This is a genomic window from Empedobacter tilapiae (genome assembly GCF_004785645.1).
GTDB lineage: Bacteria > Bacteroidota > Bacteroidia > Flavobacteriales > Weeksellaceae > Empedobacter > Empedobacter tilapiae.
In genome coordinates this window covers 331,621-351,660 of record NZ_SRPE01000003.1, presented here as the reverse complement: position 1 = coordinate 351,660, position 20,040 = coordinate 331,621, and the positions used below count along the sequence as shown (strand labels likewise).

At 31.0% G+C, this 20,040-nt stretch carries 17 protein-coding genes and 1 pseudogene; 6 read left to right on the top strand and 12 right to left on the bottom strand.

Annotated elements, in window-relative coordinates; all coding sequences use genetic code 11:
• The first annotated feature begins 3 nt into the window (after positions 1-3).
• Entirely contained in the window at positions 4-780 is a 777-nt protein-coding gene (locus E4J94_RS05695) for an alpha/beta fold hydrolase (protein WP_135834887.1), read from the top strand.
• Between the two features lie 41 nt (positions 781-821).
• Here E4J94_RS05695 and E4J94_RS05690 read toward each other — a convergent pair whose 3' ends face one another.
• Positions 822-1,787 carry an ABC transporter ATP-binding protein gene (locus E4J94_RS05690; RefSeq protein WP_135834886.1) on the bottom strand — a complete coding sequence of 322 codons (966 nt, stop codon included), beginning with the start codon at positions 1,785-1,787 and terminating at the stop codon, positions 822-824.
• Positions 1,788-1,930: 143 nt separating this feature from the next.
• Here E4J94_RS05690 and E4J94_RS05685 point away from each other — a divergent pair, with 143 nt between their 5' ends.
• The 3 genes from E4J94_RS05685 to E4J94_RS05675 all read left to right on the top strand — a co-directional run bounded on the left by E4J94_RS05685 (position 1,931) and on the right by E4J94_RS05675 (position 3,887).
• Entirely contained in the window at positions 1,931-2,611 is a 681-nt protein-coding gene (locus E4J94_RS05685) for a YceI family protein (RefSeq protein ID WP_135834885.1), read from the top strand.
• Positions 2,612-2,770: 159 nt separating this feature from the next.
• Entirely contained in the window at positions 2,771-3,271 is a 501-nt protein-coding gene (locus E4J94_RS05680) for a hypothetical protein (protein WP_135834884.1), read from the top strand.
• 55 nt (positions 3,272-3,326) lie between these two features.
• The gene (locus tag E4J94_RS05675; RefSeq protein WP_135834883.1) at positions 3,327-3,887 is read left to right on the top strand and encodes a cytochrome b/b6 domain-containing protein; all 561 of its coding nucleotides are present in this window, start codon (positions 3,327-3,329) and stop codon (positions 3,885-3,887) included.
• Between the two features lie 32 nt (positions 3,888-3,919).
• Here the strand turns inward: E4J94_RS05675 and E4J94_RS05670 are convergent, their stop codons facing one another.
• The 7 genes from E4J94_RS05670 to gldB all read right to left on the bottom strand — a co-directional run bounded on the left by E4J94_RS05670 (position 3,920) and on the right by gldB (position 9,119).
• The gene (locus tag E4J94_RS05670) at positions 3,920-4,441 is read right to left on the bottom strand and encodes a hypothetical protein (RefSeq protein WP_135834882.1); all 522 of its coding nucleotides are present in this window, start codon (positions 4,439-4,441) and stop codon (positions 3,920-3,922) included.
• A gap of 35 nt (positions 4,442-4,476) precedes the next feature.
• On the bottom strand, positions 4,477-4,860 hold the full coding sequence (locus E4J94_RS05665) for a DUF423 domain-containing protein (RefSeq protein WP_135834881.1): 384 nt from the start codon (positions 4,858-4,860) through the stop codon (positions 4,477-4,479).
• Between the two features lie 18 nt (positions 4,861-4,878).
• Positions 4,879-5,550 carry a tRNA (adenosine(37)-N6)-threonylcarbamoyltransferase complex dimerization subunit type 1 TsaB gene (tsaB, locus tag E4J94_RS05660; RefSeq protein WP_135834880.1) on the bottom strand — a complete coding sequence of 224 codons (672 nt, stop codon included), beginning with the start codon at positions 5,548-5,550 and terminating at the stop codon, positions 4,879-4,881.
• Between the two features lie 82 nt (positions 5,551-5,632).
• Entirely contained in the window at positions 5,633-6,238 is a 606-nt protein-coding gene (locus E4J94_RS05655; RefSeq protein ID WP_135834879.1) for a DapH/DapD/GlmU-related protein, read from the bottom strand.
• 70 nt (positions 6,239-6,308) lie between these two features.
• Positions 6,309-7,631, bottom strand: a complete 1,323-nt coding sequence (locus E4J94_RS05650; protein WP_135834878.1) for a TolC family protein — start codon at positions 7,629-7,631, stop codon at positions 6,309-6,311.
• A gap of 94 nt (positions 7,632-7,725) precedes the next feature.
• Entirely contained in the window at positions 7,726-8,052 is a 327-nt protein-coding gene (gene gldC, locus E4J94_RS05645) for a gliding motility protein GldC (protein ID WP_135834877.1), read from the bottom strand.
• Positions 8,053-8,069: 17 nt separating this feature from the next.
• Positions 8,070-9,119: a gliding motility lipoprotein GldB gene (gene gldB, locus E4J94_RS05640; RefSeq protein WP_135834876.1), complete on the bottom strand. Its 1,050-nt coding sequence runs from the start codon at positions 9,117-9,119 to the stop codon at positions 8,070-8,072.
• 100 nt (positions 9,120-9,219) lie between these two features.
• Here gldB and nadE point away from each other — a divergent pair, with 100 nt between their 5' ends.
• Both nadE and E4J94_RS05630 read left to right on the top strand, forming a co-directional pair.
• Positions 9,220-10,014 carry an NAD(+) synthase gene (gene nadE, locus E4J94_RS05635; RefSeq protein WP_135834875.1) on the top strand — a complete coding sequence of 265 codons (795 nt, stop codon included), beginning with the start codon at positions 9,220-9,222 and terminating at the stop codon, positions 10,012-10,014.
• Positions 10,015-10,029: 15 nt separating this feature from the next.
• Positions 10,030-10,831: pseudogene (locus E4J94_RS05630) on the top strand (class I SAM-dependent methyltransferase).
• A 30-nt stretch (positions 10,832-10,861) separates the two neighbouring features.
• On the opposite strand, the gene E4J94_RS05625 reads toward E4J94_RS05630, so the two are convergent.
• Genes E4J94_RS05625 through ruvA form a run of 4 tightly spaced genes read right to left on the bottom strand, consistent with a single transcriptional unit; the run spans position 10,862 to position 19,485 of the window.
• Positions 10,862-11,242, bottom strand: coding sequence for a VanZ family protein (locus tag E4J94_RS05625; protein WP_135834874.1), 381 nt, complete (start codon positions 11,240-11,242; stop codon positions 10,862-10,864).
• Entirely contained in the window at positions 11,235-11,615 is a 381-nt protein-coding gene (gene gcvH, locus E4J94_RS05620; protein ID WP_019974614.1) for a glycine cleavage system protein GcvH, read from the bottom strand. The genes E4J94_RS05625 and gcvH overlap by 8 nt, the downstream gene beginning before the upstream one ends.
• Positions 11,616-11,635: 20 nt before the next feature.
• Positions 11,636-18,904 carry a T9SS outer membrane translocon Sov/SprA gene (gene sov / locus E4J94_RS05615; protein WP_135834873.1) on the bottom strand — a complete coding sequence of 2,423 codons (7,269 nt, stop codon included), beginning with the start codon at positions 18,902-18,904 and terminating at the stop codon, positions 11,636-11,638.
• The gene (ruvA, locus tag E4J94_RS05610) at positions 18,904-19,485 is read right to left on the bottom strand and encodes a Holliday junction branch migration protein RuvA (protein WP_135834872.1); all 582 of its coding nucleotides are present in this window, start codon (positions 19,483-19,485) and stop codon (positions 18,904-18,906) included. Before ruvA ends, sov begins: the two co-directional genes overlap by 1 nt.
• Between the last annotated feature and the right edge of the window lie 555 nt (positions 19,486-20,040).

The window sequence follows — 20,040 nt, the reverse complement described above, 5'->3', positions numbered from 1 at the left end:
AAAATGACAAAAATCTTACATAGTAAAATTGTTGGTTCTGGTGAAAAACATTTATTGGTTTTTCATGGATTATTCGGGCAATTGGATAATTGGAGCACATTAGGAAAACATTTTGGCGAATATTTTACGACACATTTGATTGATTTACGTAATCATGGACGTAGCTTTCATAGTGAAGATTCTTCTTTAGCAGCGATGACGCAAGATATCGTGAATTATATGGATGCAAATTCTATCGAAAAAGCACATCTTTTAGGACATTCGCTTGGCGGAAGAATTGTAATTGATTTTGCGATGATTCATCAAAATAGATTAGATCATTTGATTGTGGCGGATATGGCACCAAAAGCGTATCAACCTCATCATAATGCGATTTTCAAAGCGTTGAAATCTGTTAATTTTGATCAAGTTGAAACTCGAAAAGATGTAGAAACGACTTTAGAACAATATATTCCTGAAATTGGTGTGCGACAATTTTTGTTGAAAAACGTTTACCACGCCGATAATGGAAAATATGCTTTTCGATTCAATTTAAATGTTTTGGATAAATTTTATCAAGAAATGATTGGTTCTGAATTGTTGAAAGGAGAATTTGATGGTCCAACTTTATTTTTGGGTGGTGCAAATTCAAATTACATTATGCCAGAAGATGAAATGATTATCAAAGAGCGTTTTCCTTATGCAGAAATCAAGAAAATTGCAAATGCGGGACATTGGTTACATGCCGAAAATCCGAAAGATTTTACAGCAGAAATTTTAGATTTTTTGTTGAATAAATAAAAACAAAAAAGCGAAATTCAAATTAAGAATCTCGCTTTTTTTTATTTTAACTCTCTAAATTTTCTCACCTCAAATTTAATAATTTCATCCGATGTTAAATTTTGTGAGTAATAAGTAACTAATTCTATATTTTTAAATAAAAATCGGATTAAATAATCTCTTCCTTGGAATTTGGATGAGATCACTTTTCCTTCAAATTTACCATTGTCTAAAATTGTAATTTCTTCTGGATAAATGATAATTTTAGAAGAAGATTCAATTCCCAAATATTGCGAATCTGTCAACACATTTACATATCCAAAAAGTTTGGCAACATATTCTGTAGCAGGAAATTTCCGTACATTTTCTACCTCATTAAACTGAATCATTTTTCCTTTTTGTAAAACCAAAATTTTATCAGAAGTATAAAACGCATCATTCAAATCATGTGTTGTAAAAATTACAGTAATTTGATGCTCTTTGCACCAATTCATAATTTTTTCGCGAATTGTAAGTTTCAATGTTTGATCTAAATTAGAAAAAGGTTCATCTAGCAACAAAATTTCTGGTTGCTGAGCTAAAGCTCTTGCTATAGAAATCCGTTGACGTTGACCTCCACTCAATTTGTTTGGAAAAATATGTTTAAAATCTAACATCTCAACCACATTTAACGCTTCATCAATTTGTTGTTGTTTTAGTTCTAGATCAAAGTTACTCAAGAATTTCCCTACATTCTCTCCTACAGTTACGAAATCTAACAAATCATAATCTTGCGCTACGTATTTCATCATTTTATGACCTGGAATCAAGTTATAAGAAGGGCCTCGCAATTTTTTTATGTGATATAAAATTTCTCCTTCATTAAAATCCAACAAACCATAAATTAATTTCAATAAAGTTGATTTTCCACTTCCACTTTCTCCGATAATACTAATAACTTCGCCTCTATTAACAGCAAAATCTATTTGATCAAGTACTTTATCTTCAAAATTAGGATAATGATAACTGAGTTGTTTTACATCTAGCACTATTGAATAAATTTTCTTATTTTTGGCTAAGGTATTTAGAATTATTCAATATTAAATAATTGTTTAATAATTTCATTTATTGATATATATCAATATTAACTATCAATTTATATTATAGTTTTGTATAAAATTTAAAAAACGATATGAAAAAATTATTTTTAGGATTAGCTGTTGTTTCTGCTGTTGCATTAACATCTTGTGGAGGAAAAACTGAAACTAAAGCTGCTACAGAAGCTCAAGAAGGAGCTACTTCTACTGAAGGAGCTGCTGAATTTGCTGTTGATACAACTACATCTGTTGTAAACTGGAAAGGAGGTAAAACTTTTGATGATATTAACAAACCAGAAGAAGGACACTATGGAGTTGTTAAATTAAAAGAAGGTTCTGTAAAAGTACACGATGGAGTTTTAGAATCAGGTAAATTTGTTGCTGATTTTGCTTCATTCGAATCTAAAGATTTAGATGCTGATGCTGAAAGTAAAGGTAAATTAGATGGTCACTTAAAATCTGCTGATTTCTTAGACGTTGAAAAATTTCCAACTGCTACATTCGAAATTACAGGAGTTAAAGCATTAGAAGGAGGTGATTACAATTCGGAAATTTCTGGAAACTTAGATTTCCGTGGAACTCCTAAAAATGTTACTTTCAAAGCTAATGTAACTGTAGATGCTAATGGTGTTACTATCAAATCTGAAGAATTTGGAATTAACCGTAAAGATTTCGGAATTTCTTTTGTTGGAGCTGGAGGTTCTATTATTAAAGACGAAGTTTTATTACAAGTAGATTTATCTGCTAAACCAGCAACTGAAGAAGCTGCTAAATAATTAATATAAATTAGTATTATATAAGGCCATACATAAAAGATGTATGGCTTTTTTAATTTAAAATGTTGAAAAATTTAATTTCTTATCTTTTTTATTGTGTAATTTAATCGAACTTATTTATATTCGTACTCATAATTAATAACATACATTAACAAAACAATGAAAACAATTAAGTTCTTCCATCCGGATGAAACATTTAATTATAATATTGAAAAAGCTTTATGCAAAGTTGTTTTTCAAGGAAATAAAAAATGTTTATTGGTCGAAATACATTCCACTGATGACTTAGAACATGTAGAAGGAGATTCTTTACAAAATGATTTCCCGCAACTTTCTTTATTTATCGATGATTTTCCTTTGGATGTAGAATCTGTAGAGGAATTAAATGGTAAAAAAGTTTCTATTCCTTATGGTTTTGCAGAGGAAGAAGATGAAGAAGGAGAACTTGTAGAAGTGTATTATACTTCTCTAAATGTTTCTGAAGAAGATTACGAAACGGTAAACAACGACTTGACGTTTAGCGTAAATGAAAAAGGAATTTTGACACTTAACTGGAAAGGTGAAGTACAAGATTTCACGGAAGAGTCTGATGGAGATATTCCTTTCGAAATTAATTGCACATTCGAAGAATTTGAATTTAAAGAAGAAGATTACGAATAAAACTATACAACAAAAACCTCTCAAATTTGAGAGGTTTTTTTAATCAATATAAATTATGAAAAAGTTCACTTTAACTCACCGTCTATTACATTGGACAATTGGAATATCAATGATAATGTTATTTTTAACTGGTTTCTTGAGAATGGAATGGATGAATAAAAAGAATCTTTCCTCTTTAATTACAAACGAAGTTTCGAAAGAAGGATTAAATATTTCAGATACTACTTTAAAAACTATTGGCAGAAATTCTTTGGAACCTATGTGGCAATGGCACGAAATATTTGCTTATATCATCTTAGCGCTTTTTATAATCAGAATAGTTTATATGACAATCAAAGGGGTTCGATTTCCCAATCCTTTTAAAGTATCTAGTACTCAAAAAAAATTACAAGGTTTTATTTATATCGTTTTTTATATACTAATTTTAATTAGTACCGTAACAGGGTTTTATTTAATGTGGGGAAACGGAACCTATAAAGAATCGATGGAAGCATTACACAAAACAGGAATTTATTCATTCTCTATTTTCTTTTTCATTCATATTCTTGGGATTGTATTTGATGAGACAACTAAAAAATCAGGTATTGTTTCGAAAATGATAAATGGAACAGATTAAAAATAAAAAAGGCACTTTATAAAGTGTCTTTTTTATTTAAACATTTGATATATTTTATCTTTTTCGTAACCTTCGATAGTTACTTTTTGATCAGTACTATAAAATGTATATTCTTTACGATTATCCGTATCTATAATATAATTCGGAAAAGATTTATTTGGTCTTCTAATTCTTGCTTCTTTGAAATTTTTTCGATCCTTGTTAGATATCAAAAAAGTCTTTTTATCAAGAATCAAAAAATAATATTCTTTTTCTAAGAAATAATAGTTGTTTGACGATTTTACCGTTAAGATTAATTTATTGTCCTTTACTTGATAAGTTCCTTCTGCAAAATCATAATTAGCATCACTCCTTAGTTTACCATTTTTATCAATCTCTCCAAAACAGCTAAGAAAAATAGACTTGTATTTGAATTGTTGATTATTAAACAATTTCAATTCAAAGTTGCTATGTTTAAAGATTAGAGGAGTGGTCAATACTAATTTATCTTGCGCATTTGTATTAATTACAAGTAAAAATAATAATCCAATCAATAATTTATTCCACAAATTCATATAACTGATTAACAATTATATAAATTTAAAGAAAATTATTTTCCTTTCATAAAAATCCAAGCCAATAAACCCCAACCTATAATCATGAATAATCCTCCAAGCGGTGTAATTGGTCCTAAAAATTTAAGGTTAGCGTTCCAATGTTCTGCGAATGACAACAAATAGATACTTACAGAAAAAACAAATGTTCCGGCAATTAAACACCAAGCAGCTGAGCGTTCTAATCCGCTGTTAAATTGAAAATACATTCCAACAGCTAATAAAACTATTGCATGATACATTTGATAACGTACCCCTACTTCAAAACTTGCTAATTTTTCGGCAGGTAAAATTTTCTTGAACGCATGAGCTCCGAAAGCACCTAATATAACCGCTGTCATTCCGTATAATGAAGCAATTGTCAACACAAGATTTTTCATAAATTATCTCTTTTTATTTTATTCAGATTTCTTTTTTCCAGCAACAAAATCTTTCAAATAATATGGCTCGAAATACGCAACATCTTCAAATGATTTTTGGTTAAATTTTTCTTCCGCAACACGAATCATATCTTTTGCCGATGGAAAAGTTTGTATAAACGTAGCATCCAAATGTGCTAAAACTTCTTGACATTTTTCTGCTCCATCACCCACAAAAATAATTTTCTTTCCTTTCAATTCTTCAAAAGAAGTTTCTTCGATTACTTTCGCTTCGGTTTCTGTCAACTGATTTCCTTGCTTATCAAATAAAGCTGTATAGACTTCCATTCGTCTTGCATCAATCATCGGAATGATATAATCTACCTCTTGATTTAATTGTGATTCCGCCAAAATTTGCAACGAATTAATCGCCATCAACGGGATATCAGAACCATACGCAAAACCTTTGGCAGACGAAACGCCAATACGTAAACCTGTATAAGAACCAGGACCTTTTGATACACAAACTGCCTCAATATCTTTCCAATTTATTTGTGCACCTTCCAAGCACCAATCCACGAACTGATTCAGTTTTTCGCCATGTGCATAATTTTCATCACTTTCTTCAACTAAACATAGTTGAACGCCATCTTTAGCAATCGAAACCGAACAATTTTTTGTTGAAGTTTCTAAATTTAAGATTGTTGCCATGTTGCAAAGATACATCACGAAAGTTAGATGATTTATGTTTGATAAGATGATTTTCTATCGGAAATGGAGAAAATAATTACCCTTAATCGATTTGTTTAACCAATTCTAATCTGTTCACAATAGAATTTTGCTCTAAAATAGTTCCTGGAGAAAGAACTGCATTTGCTCCAATTTTTGAATCGTCTCCTACCAAAGCTCCAAATTTCGTTACACCAGTTGAAATAATTTGATCGTTGACTTTTACTGAAATATTTTTATCAATACGTTCATTGTAATGATTCGCACAAATAGAACCAGCCTCAAAATTTACATTTTCACCAATTAAACTATTTCCAACAAAATTGAAATGAGCTATTGCATATTTTTCAAAAAGAATTGCTTGTTTTACTTCTGATCCCGGACCAACAATAACCGAATTCGCAAGAAAAATTGGTCCACGTAAATACGCATGCGCTCCAATAAAACAATTTTCGGAAATAATAATTGTTCCTTTTAGTGTAACTCCTTTCTCTACAGTTGCAGATTTATGAATCGCAACATTACCTTCGATCGTATAATCGTCAGATAGTTGCTGAATTTTATTAGTAAGAATTTCTTCTAAATTATCTACAATTTCCCAAGGTTGCTGATTTGCATTTTCTAGAAAGTGAGACAAAAAACTTTTTATGTAATCTTGAATATTTATCATTTATCATTTCTAAATTTAAAAAATCTAGAAATAAATTATATCAAAAAATAATTATTAAATAGTTAAACTTCTATTTCGCTTCCAAAGTAATTGGAACGCCAGCGTAGAAATCTAATACTTTTTGTTTGAAAATGTAGTTGTATTTCGCTTGCAACATTTGCGATTCTGCTACCATCATATCATTACGCGAACGGTTAAAATCATATTGATTAATTACACCAGCATTGTAAGATTTCTGAGCAAAGTCGTACGATACCTTCGCATATTTTACAGCTTCTTTTGACGAATCGTATGACGCAAACGAAGTATTTACTTCAAAATATGCAGACTGAACATTTTTTAACACATCTTGTTTTGATTGTAGAAGTCCAACTTTTGCTAAATCTTCGTTAATTAATGCTTTCTGGATATTGATTTTATACGAATATTGATTCCAAATCGGAATAGCAACTCCAACTCCAAAAACACCTGTTACATTATGTCCTAATTGCTCTAATAAGGCATCTTGACGTAATCTCTTGTTAAAATATTGCAGGTAATTTGTCCCAAAATTAAAACTTCCTGTAATCTTAGGAAATAACGAAGTTCGAGCTATTTGAGTTTCTTTTGTAGCGACATCAATTTGCAATTCTGCATGTTTTACAGAAGGTTGATTCTGGTAAGCCGTTTCCACAACATCTTCCAAATTATACAATTGAGAAGTTATATTTTCTGGAATTTTAACATCTATTACTGCAAAATTACGGTAATCATTTAATTGCAATAGCATTGCTAAATTGAACAGTGCTCGTTCTATTTCTATTTGAGCATTTACAACTTCACGCGTATTTGTAGCAACTTCAGATTCTGATTGTGCTACGATAGACTGAGCAACAGATCCTGCTTTAAATTTCTTTTTATTTTGATCCAATAATTGTTTCGAAATAGTTAGATTCCCAACGGCAACTTGTTTCAATTCTTTGTTCAATAAAACCGCCAGATAATAATTGGCTACTTGTAACGAAATATCATTTACTGTCATCGCAGTTTGCACTTTCGATGCTTCTAACTCTAAAGCAGCTTTATCTTTGTTCAGCTGAACAACTCCTCCATTATATATATTTATGCTAGATTGTACTCCAAACGAATGCGTAAATTGATAATATCCCTTTTCTATTGTTGGGTTATATGTTCCTATTGTAAAATTTGTATCTACATAACCCGAAATTGTTGGTAACCAAGCATTGTAAGTTTGTTCTAAATTTTTATTAAAAATCTCTTGGTTAATAGTATTTTGCTGAACAGTCAAATTATTTTTCGAAGCATACTCAATACACTTCTCAATTGTCCATTCTTCTTGAGCAAATGAATAAATTGAGACTAAAAACGTTAACGCAAAAAATAATTGTTTCATAAACTATTCGTCAGAAAATTAAAGATATAAAATAAGTCGAATTTCTAACTAAAATGTTACGGAATTCGACTTAAAGTTTTATTGGGTCAGAAAATTAACCTTTAATTTTTGAAGCAATTGCGAATTCTTCTGCAAAAGCAGCAATTCTTTCTGCTACATCTTTTTCTTCTGTTGCTCTTTCGTAAGAACTTGACATTGAAATTAAAATTTGATGAAAGAAACGTTTCATATCATCTTGTGTCATTTCTTTAGTCCACAAATCAATACGCAAAGCTTCTTTTGCTTTATCATCCCAAACAGAAAGTAACATTGCTTTTGTCTCTTCATGACTAATACCACCATCTGGAGCATTCCAAGTCATTTTCTCTGGTACGTGATTTTCGTCCAATTCAATCTCTACAGAAATATTTGTTGTTCTCATAACTTCTAATTATTAGTTTATTTCACAAAATGGTAAACTTTACCATCAATTGTTTTTGTTGTATAATTTGCTAAATTATTACTTTCTAAAGCTGGTTTATATTTAGAATCTTTAAATATTTTTTGACCATCCATATCATCTAATAAAGTTTTCAATTCTACCTTTGGATTCTCTTTTATATATTGACGAATAATCTGTAAACCAACCCAAGCTCCAATTCTTCCTGGAGAATCTTGCTCAATTTCATTATTAAATTTTGAGAAAGGGCTAAGTACTAAAAAGCGTTTATCTAAAGAAGCATCTGAACTGAACACATAATTTTGTTCAACAAAAAAGTTCCAAATTTGACCTTCATTATCAATACACCACTGAATTTGTTCTGGTGTATATCCAACTTTATATTCGTCCGGCGTATCTGTTAACAATGCATCTTGCAAAATCAATTTCTTACCTTCATAAATCATTTTATCAATAAATAATTGATTTCTTGGGCTAAATGTAACCACATCATTCGCAATTGCATCAACTGCTTGAGATGGCAAACGATTAAGATCTAAATTTGTTCGCAAATAACGTTCTACACCAATGCTATCATATAATTTATTCTTTGCGCCCAAATAAGCATCCATCGCAATAAACATCAAGCCAGATTGCTGACTAAACATAACCGGATAATCTATATTTTGTAAACCTGACGAATAAGTATAAATAGTTGGAATTTTATATTCTGGAAAATAAAATTGATAGCGTTGAAATATTGGGATTAACGTATGGTTTAAATTTTTAAAATCTCCGAAAATCTTACGCGATTGTCCATAAATACTTAATTCTTCTTTATTACGACGTTGACTTTCCCAAACATCATCCGCAGTTTTTGCATCAAAAAAGAATGGATAATCTTTTCGCAAAGTGTCTAAAGAAATAGAATCGTTAAAAAAGTCTTGGCTAATATCATGAATATTTAACTGAACATTTTGTTCTTTGACATCCACTTCCCATGATTTTTCTTTTTTGCACGCAGTAAATAAAATTAAACTCGCAAAAGCTAAGCTATATACAAATTTCATTGCTTGATTATTTAGCTAACAAAAATAGTAAAATAATCGGTAGTATTTTCAACCCTAATTTTTTTCATAATCTGCTATCTTTGAAATAAATTATTAAATTATGCAAACTGAAAAAGTTGTAGAATATATTGTTTCTTGGTTGAAAGATTATTTGGAAACAGCACACCAAAAAGGCTTTGTAATTGGAATTTCGGGCGGAATTGATTCAGCGGTAACCTCTACACTTTGCGCGATGACAGGTTATCCTTTGCTTAATTTGGAAATGCCTATTCATCAAGAAAAAAATCAAGCAGATAGAGCAAAACGTCATATCGAATGGTTAAATAATAAATTTTCTTCGCCAATCGATTCAATAGAAGTTAATTTAACCTCAACTTTTGATGCAATGGTTTCTGCATTACCAGAAACTGATACGACGGATAAAGTGAATTTAGCTTTGGCTAATACACGTTCTCGTTTGCGTATGACAACACTTTATTATTTTGCTGGTTTGCATAATTATTTGGTGGCTGGAACTGGAAATAAAGTTGAAGATTTTGGTGTTGGTTTTTATACAAAATATGGTGATGGCGGTGTAGATCTTAGTCCTATTGCTGATTTGATGAAATCGGAAGTATATAAAATTGCTGAGTTTTTAGGTATTAATACAGATATTCAAAAAGCAAAACCAACCGATGGTTTGTTTGGTGATGATCGTTCGGATGAAGATCAATTGGGAGCAAATTACGATGAATTGGAATGGGCGATGAGAGCAAAAGAAGATGGAAAAACTGCAGATAAATTTGAAGGAAGAGAAAAAGAAGTTTTCGAGATTTATTCGAGATTAAATCGTATTAACCAACACAAGATGGTTCCAATTCCGATTTGTGATATTCCTGAGGAATTGATGAAATAACTAAAATATTAAATAATGACACCTGAAACAAACTATATAGAAATCAATAAACAATCTTGGAATAATAGAACCGAAGCACACTTGAAATCTGATTTTTATAATCTTGAAGAATTTATAAAAGGGGCAACATCTCTAAACTCAATTGAATTAGATTTATTAGGAGATATAAAAGGAAAATCCATTTTACATTTACAATGCCATTTTGGACAAGACACAATCTCTCTTAATAGATTAGGTGCAAATGTTAGGTATTGATTTATCTGACAAAGCAATTGAAAGTGCTCGAAAAATTGCAATTGATACGAATTCAACTGCTGAATTTATTTGCTGTGATTTGTATGATATAGAAAATCATTTAGATAAACAATTCGACATCGTTTTTACAAGTTATGGAACTATAACTTGGTTACCAGATTTAGATCAATGGGGGAAATTAATTTCTAAATTTCTAAAACCTAACGGAAAATTTGTTTTTGCTGAATTTCATCCTGTAGTTTGGATGTTTGATGATAACTTTGATAAAATAGGTTATAATTACTTTAATGTTGAATCAATTATAGAAACTGAAAACGGAACATATGCTGACAGAAACGCTGATATTTCACAATCTTATGTGACTTGGAATCATAGTATGAGTGAAGTTATAACTAGTTTAATTGATAATGGTATGGAACTTAAACAATTTCAAGAATATGACTATTCTCCATATAATTGCTTCAACAAAACATTCGAGTTTGAGCCTAAAAAGTACAGAATAAAACATTTAGAAAATAAAATTCCTATGGTTTACTCTATTGTAGCGAAAAAGAAAAATTGATTATAGATTAAAACAAAAAACTCAGTAATACTACTGAGTTTTTTTATGTTGTAAATAATAAGTTATTGCGATATATGCGAGGGCGATTCCCGATAAGTTTGCCATTAAATCGACAAAATCAAAACTACGATGCAAAGATGTTAAAACGCCTTGTAAAATTTCAATGAGAAAACTTACTAAAAACGGAATAATCATCAAGCGTAGGTTTCTTATTTTGTATGCTATAAATAACAAAATCGTCATCATTCCAAACATTCCACAGTGTACAACTTTATCAAAATTATCGATCTCAAAAAAGATTCCTAATTCTCTTATTGTACTTAATTTCGAGAAATTTTCTTGTGGAAGTAGCGTCAGGTAAAATACCAACGTTACATATGCAAAGAATATTATTTTTTTTGTCTTATGCACCGATTAATTCTCCGTAAGCAGCTGCATCTAATAAAGAATCTAATTGAGACGCGTCTTCAACTTTTACTTTGATAATCCACCCTTTTCCATAAGGATCAGTGTTGATTAATTCTGGCTCACCTTCTAATTCAGTGTTAAATTCTACTACTTCACCGCTAATTGGCATAAATAAATCAGAAACTGTTTTTACTGCTTCTACTGTTCCAAATACTTCTTCTTGACCTAATGTTTCTCCTTCAGTTTCTACATCAACATAAACGATATCTCCTAACTCTCCTTGTGCGAAAGCTGTAATACCGATTGTTGCTACGTCTCCTTCTACAGAAATCCACTCGTGATCTTTACTGTACTTTAAATTGTTTGGAATGCTCATAATGTTTGTTTTATTGTTTTTTAATTTCCGAATGTAAAGGTAGCACTAAATCCGGCACGAATTTGAGAAATTGGAAAAGCTGTTGAAATTTTATATTTACTCATCATCTGATCCCAATAGAATCTCACATTCAAGTTTTTACTAACGTTATAATCTGCTGTTAATTTAAACGTCATAATTCGTTGTCCACCTGTAATTTGAGAATCTCCAGTTACACCAATAGGAGTACCAAGATCATCATATTTATAAACAATTTTCCTAATTGTTGTTTGATTATCTCTGAATGAGAAATCTCCTCGTATATTTAAATCTCCTTTAATTGTTTTTTGACTTCCTTGGTAACGAACCTTCATTTTGAAATCTTTAAAAATATAACCAAATCCTACAATATACTCAGACCCATAATCTTCTGTATACGTATAATTTGTTGTACTTAAAGATAGTAAGCGATCTCTATTATATTGAGCTCGTAACTGCATACTATTACGGAAAGTTAAATCAACTCCTAATAAAGGCGAAAAAGATTCGATCATGGTTACAGCTCCATATAAATTTCTGGTATATAAATTTCCATTACTATCTTTTCCTGTCACTGTTCCTCCATTAATAACTCCAGCGTCTAACATATAGTTTGGATTAGATTGTACTCCTGACGCTGTATAAGTAGAGTTATATGCACTTGAAACTTCTACGTTATCAAAATATTTATTTACAATAGGTATTGATTTCAATCCTGTATATGTTACTCTCCAGTTTGGAATCGGAATAGACCTATTGTATCCTAATTTATATCCATTTGCATCTTTTCCTTGTACAGCTGACAAGAAAGCTGGTAAAAGTACATCTGAACTTTTTTCACTAAATCCTTCAAAATATCCCATTTTATCTATTAATTTTGGAATATCTTCTTCTTTTATATTATTTTTTCTAGCATTATTTCTACCTAATCGATCAGAAATTACTCTTGTATTCTCAATAAACTGATCAAAAATCGCATCTCCATTCTTAAAAGCTGTTTTAATATTAATGGTAGAAATATTAAGATTTGCTAAATCATCAATATAACGATTTGGTTGAAAATATTCATTAACAACTTCCGTTCCGTACTCAGTCTCCTTTCTATACCAATTGAATCCTGAATGATAAATACGACGATCTTTTGTGCGTTTTGCATTTAAATCAATTCGTAAATCTGGAATTGGTTCTACTAATGCTGTTGCATTAAAGTCAGTTCCTTTTGTAACTTGATAAGCATCTGTCATCAATTCATCATTAACAATTAATCCTCTTTCTATTAACTGTCTTTTTATATCGAATTGAGTACCGTAGACAAACCCTAAAGTTGGTCCATTTTTACCATCTACACCAAAGAATCCTGGCTCATATAACAATCCTGGAATTACAGCTCCATTTCTTTGATTATATGTAAAATTAGCGCGTTTTAAAGATGATAAGACCATCCAACCATAATCTTTTGCAGTAAACTTATGTTTGAATTTATATGCTGATTTTTTATTTGTACGACGTTTTTTCGAGAATAAATTTGCATACGCTGTATTCAAAGAATCAATCTCTTGTCGGCGACCTTTCAGAATAGAATCAAAACGTTTGTATCCTTTAAACTCTGGATAAAATCTTGTAAAATCAAGATCACCTATCAAATTAATTGAATTGGAATTTTGAGCTGTTCCTTTCCCTAAATTAGCGTCTCGCATTGTAATCGATCCATCAGGATTAATAACTTCTGTTTCAAAGTTTCGATATGCTGTTGCTGTTGCTATCCAGTTATAGTTAGACGTAAAACCTGCCTCTATATTCATCCAACTTAAATACGGGAAGAATTTTAGTGGCAATTTATAATTTGCCTGAAATTGTTGATCGTATTGAACAGGACGCCCAATTGTAAACATATTCTGCCAAATCAAATTTTGATTCGCTTGTTGGAAAGTTGTTCCATCATTCAACGTCATTGTAGAAGATGTTAAATCTAATCTCAATGACTTTGTTAAATCAAATCCTAAGTTATATTGCCAATTAAATAAGAAATTGTTACTATAAGTAGGGCGAATTAAACTCGAAGAGCCTCCTCCTAAATATTGGCTAATATCACGGTACTGTCTCTCACTATATGTACGTGCAATTTCTGTACGGAAAGAGAAACGTGTTGGTAAAGGATTAATATTAAACTCTCGTATAAATTGTAAGTATTTACTTGACTCTTCTTTTGGTTGAACCGTTCTCCAATTCTTGAATGGTTCATAAGATTTTCCTTTAAAACCATAAGTATAATTCAACGAAGCTCTAAGTTGTTGATTAACATTGTACTGAGTGTAAATATCTCGGTAATAATTATCTGAATACATCATTGACAATGAGAAGTTCGAAGGATCGTAGAATCGAACAGGATTATTACGATTTGTTGCTCTTACTTTACGAATGTTATTGAATGCAAAACTTTTGAACTGAGTATATGTTCTTACAACTTTCTCTAATTCAGCTTTATTAGGCGCTTCATCAAAAATAATATCATTATCTAAAGGATTATATTTTGGATCAACAAAACTCTCTTGAATTGTAAAATCGAACGGAATTTCCATTCCCCATTTCTTCGGTAAGAATTTGTCTAATTTTAATTGTGCATTCAAGGCATATTGTAACGACTCATCTTGATTACGATTAGCTGGCCCTTGATCTATTGCTCCAAAACCAACTGAACTTGTACTTCCAGAAACTTGCACATTTGCAAAGTCACCTAAATTGAATTGAACATTTGCTGCTGCGGCATATCCACCTTTATTATCAATTTCACTTAAACGAAGTTCATTCACCCAAAGTAACACTTCTTTTTCCATAGAACCAGAAGTATTACGTACTCCGATCATAATCGAAGAAACGTTTCCAAGTGTTGGGCGCCCTTTTACATAAACAGTTTTATTTGGATTTTCTTGATCAAATGCATAATTAAAACGCCGTAATGTACTAAATCCGTCTGTATCTCTTTGTTTTTTAGCATCTGTAAATAAATCAGTTGTAAGATCAATAAAGTTCTCATCTGGCCAAACTGTACTTTCTGTTGTTGAACTTTGAGGTGTATATTTCAAAGGCATTTCATACTCGTAATAGTTGTCAGTATAATCACTACCTAAACGGATAAATAATTTTGTACCATTATCTATTGCATTAGATGTTCTATCTAATAAGTTCTGTGCAGATACAAACATTTGCATTTTCTTGTATCTTCTCAAATCTAAATTAGTATTCTTGAAAATGGCTTTTGATGTACTTCCTGGTTTGAATTTAGCTTTTAATGTCATTGAAGCTTCATTCTGAGATTGATATCCAGTAGCTCCTTGTGTTTGCTCTCTATAAACTCCTGGCGGCATCATGTAACGTGGACGATCTGTACCATTACGTTCTACACTTACTTCTCCTACTTCTAAATCATCAATATTTTTATCTTCGTCAACTCCTTCTTGACTTCCTCCAGCCATAGAAGGATATATATTTTTTGTATAACGACGCCATTCTGAACGAACTAAATCAAAAGTTCCGAAGCGAAGTGTTGTTTCTTCCTCAAAACCTCTCATTACCATACGCATAAAACGGGCTGCTGTCAAAACACTTTCAGCTTGAGAAATAGATGTAGTATTATTCAATTCTTCAACTCCATCTCCATCAATATCTAAATCATAGTTATCAACTGGAATACGAACTTGATACCATTTTACTTTATGTTTGCTTTTATCAGGAAATTCTCCATCAACCTCTTTTCTTCCTACAATATATTTATTATTCGGGTCTTCTAAGCTTTGACGATCAATTTTTAATGTATATTGATTATAATTCTCTGTTTGATCTAAATTAAAATCTCCATTAATATCTTCTGTATCTGGAACCAAAGATGAAGCATGTAAAGGATTATCTGTTGAATTATTTCCTTGTGGATTTCTAAAATAACGGTAACGATCTTGAACTGTGTTTCCTATAGAAGCTCCTCTAAAACGATCATCTAGGAAAAATAAATAATTATCATTTGCTGGATCTAATTCTCCTGTGACTAAATTATTACTCGTAATGCCATAATATTGTGCTTCTTCATTATCCGTCAGACCATTATATCCTAAATCTTGTTGTTTACGAGCTGCTCCATCCGTATCAAAAGCATATAAGATAGGATTTAATTGAGGTGTTTTACCCCATTTTGATTCAACAACTTGAACCCCATTACTAGAATGAGGCAATCCATTTTCGTACATCATTTCGCCATCTTTCAAGACATCCTCCGAAACATTACCTAAATGGACCAATAACTCTCCTTCTCCTCCTTTTCCATCTGCATAAGGATCCATCATCCAAAACTCGATATATTCTACATTCGAATCTTTTAAGTTAGATACAGAAATAGGTCGCATCATAGCTCCCCAACTTTTAGTATCAGTTGAATTAGGATTAACATTATATGGACCTCTTTCTTGAGGATAAAAAGTCATATCTAAAGTACTGATATAAGAATTGGTTCCTGCCATAACATCTCGCTGATCAAAAAGTTCTCTCAACTTTACTCGACGAGCCATATGTGTAGACATTTGTTGATCTGTTAAAGGAGCTCCTCCTCCCATTCCATAAAAGCGAGGATCAATTGTATACCATGATAACATACGACGACCATTGTTAAAAGACAAATCATTATTTTTCATTCCATTAGGAAAGAAAGGATGAGATCCTGAAGCTGAATATCCAGCAGGTTTTCCTGGAGTTGAACCAAATTTCCATGAACCTACATCTAATAAACTTATACGAGATTGAGCATCTTCAAAATCGTCTATATAAGAGTAACCTCCTGTAACTTTGTTTATTCCTGGCATCAAATAAGCAGCTTCTGCTTGAACACTAATGTTCGACATTTGATCTGTTTTGATTCCAGGTATTTTGTTTGTTAAACGAGTTAACCACTCAGCTTCTGAGTTATATTGTGTATTAAGTCCAAAAATTGTATTATTAACAGGTTCTGAACCAAATTGTGTTTTTTGAGTAACTGGACGTTCTTGGTAATTAATTAATGTTCCACCTAACATAAATTTATCATTAAATTTATGTTCAACATTAATTCCCATGAAACGTTTTTTCTGTAAATTAAATGTTGATTGATTTTCTAACGCTACATTAATTGGAGCTCCAGAGTTTTTCAATTGTTCGTTGATGATTTTCACTCTACCTAACTGATAATCAACTGTATAATCAACTCCTTCTGTTAATATTGCTCCTCCAGAAGTAACTTTTACAGATCCTTGTGGTACATTGAAAGCTCCCAAAGGAATACCATCTGAAACAGTTCCTTTGTAACGACCTTCTAAAGTATAGCGATTTGCTAATTTTTCACCAGGCAATGTATTTGGTAATTGACGATAAATTTGATTAAAGACATATTCTTCGTTTTGACCTTGTAATTTATTACTCAGATATTTACCAAAAGGTTCTACCGAAGTAAAGATTATATTTCCTCTTTCTGTATCAATTGTAATTCCTGATTGAAAATCGAACAAACCATCTCCATAAAATGTTTTACCATTTTCTGTATTTTGCTGCAATTGTCCGTTAGAATTTAATCTATCCATATTCAGTACCTGTAATAACGATTGTTCTGATACAGCAGAATTTGGCAAATAATTTAATTTTCCTGAAGATTGTTCTCCGTTATCCTTGAAGTTAATATTTAACATAAAATCTTCATTCGAAACACCATAAGCATTTAACGAATAAATATTTTTCATCATCAAATCCCACATTGGTGAAGCCACGTTTACAGCAGAATTTGGTTTGATTAATTTCGCAATAATTGGTTTATCTGTTTCATCAGACATTTGCCCTACTGTATATAATGTATTAGGGTCTGTGCTTAATGTATATTGAAATGATACTGCTAATAAATCTTCTCCATCAACTAACGGAGTATTCAAGGAAATGTATCCTAATTTTGGGTAAAAAGTAAATTCTGAAGCATCTAATTTTCGTACATTTTCGTTGACAATAAAGTTTTCACCGTCCTGAAATTGTACTCCATTAAATTCATATGTATTTAAAAAGCTTCTGGCGTCACTAATCTTTGTAAACTCTTTATCTAAAATATTTTTAAATAATCTATTACTTCCATTTTGTGGAACTGAATTGCTTTCTGCAATATCTCTTAATGCTATAATAGAACGTCTATTTTGTTGATTTCCTCCGGATTTATCAACTTTCCAAACTTCTATTCGCTGAATATTAATATTACTATTTATCGCAGGATAATTCTTCAAAGCTGTATCATAACTATTTCTGAAGTATTGACCTAGGAAGAAGTGTCGGTTATATTCATACTTTTCAGCAGCAACTTTAAAATCAGTCATCACACCACCTCCTTGTACAACTATATTCTTAGATTCAGAACGTTGTTCAGAAAATACTGCAGAGACATTAGTACGTCCAAACTTAAGATCGGTACGAACTCCAAAAAGAGATTGTGCTCCAGTAATTAATGAAGTACTTAATGGCATTGAAATATTACCTACTTCTATATTCTGTAAAATATCATCTTCACCACCAAACGGATCAAGTTTATTTCCTAAAGCTTTTCTCCATTGAAGTTTCATTTGATTCTCAAAACCAAAACCAGCTTGTGTATCATAGTTCACTTTCATTTGAAGATTTTCTCCAACTTTTCCTAAAATACTCAACTGCATACGTTGGTTAAGATCCATTGTAAGAGTTTGACGATTTTGAGGTAATAGCATTGGATTGTCTATCTTTTGTAAGAAAACTCCTAAATCTAAACTTGCATAACCTTGTGGTATTAATGAAATTTCTGAACCTCCAAATATCGTTTCAAAGGCTTTAGATTTTACTCTAAAACTTGGTAAAATACTTCCTTCTTTTTTTCCTTCTTTATCTCCAAAACGTTGTTCACGATAAAACTGATCATTTGTTTGAGATTTAGTTCGAAAATAATTTTTCATGTCTTGATTCTGAACCAATGTCAAATATTCTTGACGTGTCAAATAAATCGGTTCTGAAACTAAACTTGTTCCAATTTGAGGATATAGAATATACTGACGCTTTATCGCATCATATTGTACATCGTATTTTATTTGATTATCTAAAAACAATCCACCTTTTTGATCTCGAATAGGAAACTTCAGTGTATCCGTTTCTTGAGCTTTAACATCGCTCATACTTCCCATCACAAAAAGGAAACACAAAGCTGCTATAGTAGAGCCTTTACGAATAGTTTTTGGTTCGTTATGAATCTTCATTAAATTTTCTTCAAGGTTTCTTTTACTAAGAATTCCACTTCTGCATCTGGCTGATCTTTTATGATTTTATCCATAATTTTTTCTGCAGATTTTTTAGGAATTCCTAAAACTTCTAAAGCAGATAACGCTTCATTCTTAGATTTATTTTTAATTGAAGTAGAATTAACGTCTAATATTAAATTTTGATCCAATTTATCTTTCAAATCAATAATGATTCTTTGCGCAGTTTTAGCTCCAATTCCTTTTACACTTTGTAATAGTTTTGCATCATCTGTTGCAATTGCAGTAGCAATTTCTTTTGAAGATAAAGTAGAAATAATCATCATTCCAGAAGCTGGACCGACACCGTTGACACTAATTAATTTCTGAAAAATTTCACGTTCTAATTTTGTTGCAAATCCATAAAGTATATGAGCATCTTCGCGAACAATTAAATGTGTAAAAATTGTAACCAATTCTTCGTGTTCTAAAGTAGAATATGTATTAAGTGAAATATTTACCCAATATCCTACCCCATTGCAATCTATTACAGCATTTGTCGGATAAATCTCGATTAATTTACCTCTTAATTGTGTTATCATTTTGACATTTATTTAGTTACACTACATATAGTGATAACGTCAAAAATACAATTTATTTTGTAAGGATGAAAAGTTATAGTATTACTTAAATAAAAGCAGCTTTTGGTTTAAGCAAAAGCTTTTATACAATTCTTTATTACTTCCAAATTGATTTTATCATTATGGATAATTTTTATATGATATTTTACACCAACATAGAATTTCATCTTCAGTCATTCTATCATCAATATCTAGACATAATGTTATAATTTATTAACTATAATAAACAGAACCTTACATACACTACTCATCCATATGATTTAGCAGAAGAAATTCTTTAACTGGTTAGACTCATAATCCCCAAAAACAAAAAATATACTTAGAATAAGTATGGTAATTGGAAAGATGTCTAAGATAGTTTGGAGTATTATTTTTCGATAAAAAGCAACAACTTATTAACTCTTGTCTTCTTGTTGTAAAAAACCTGCGCAGGAAACACACAAAACCTAAGCAGGTTTTGTATAACTTCTGCGCAGCTTTCACTATAAAGCCGCGCAGCTTTTTTCTATTTACTTT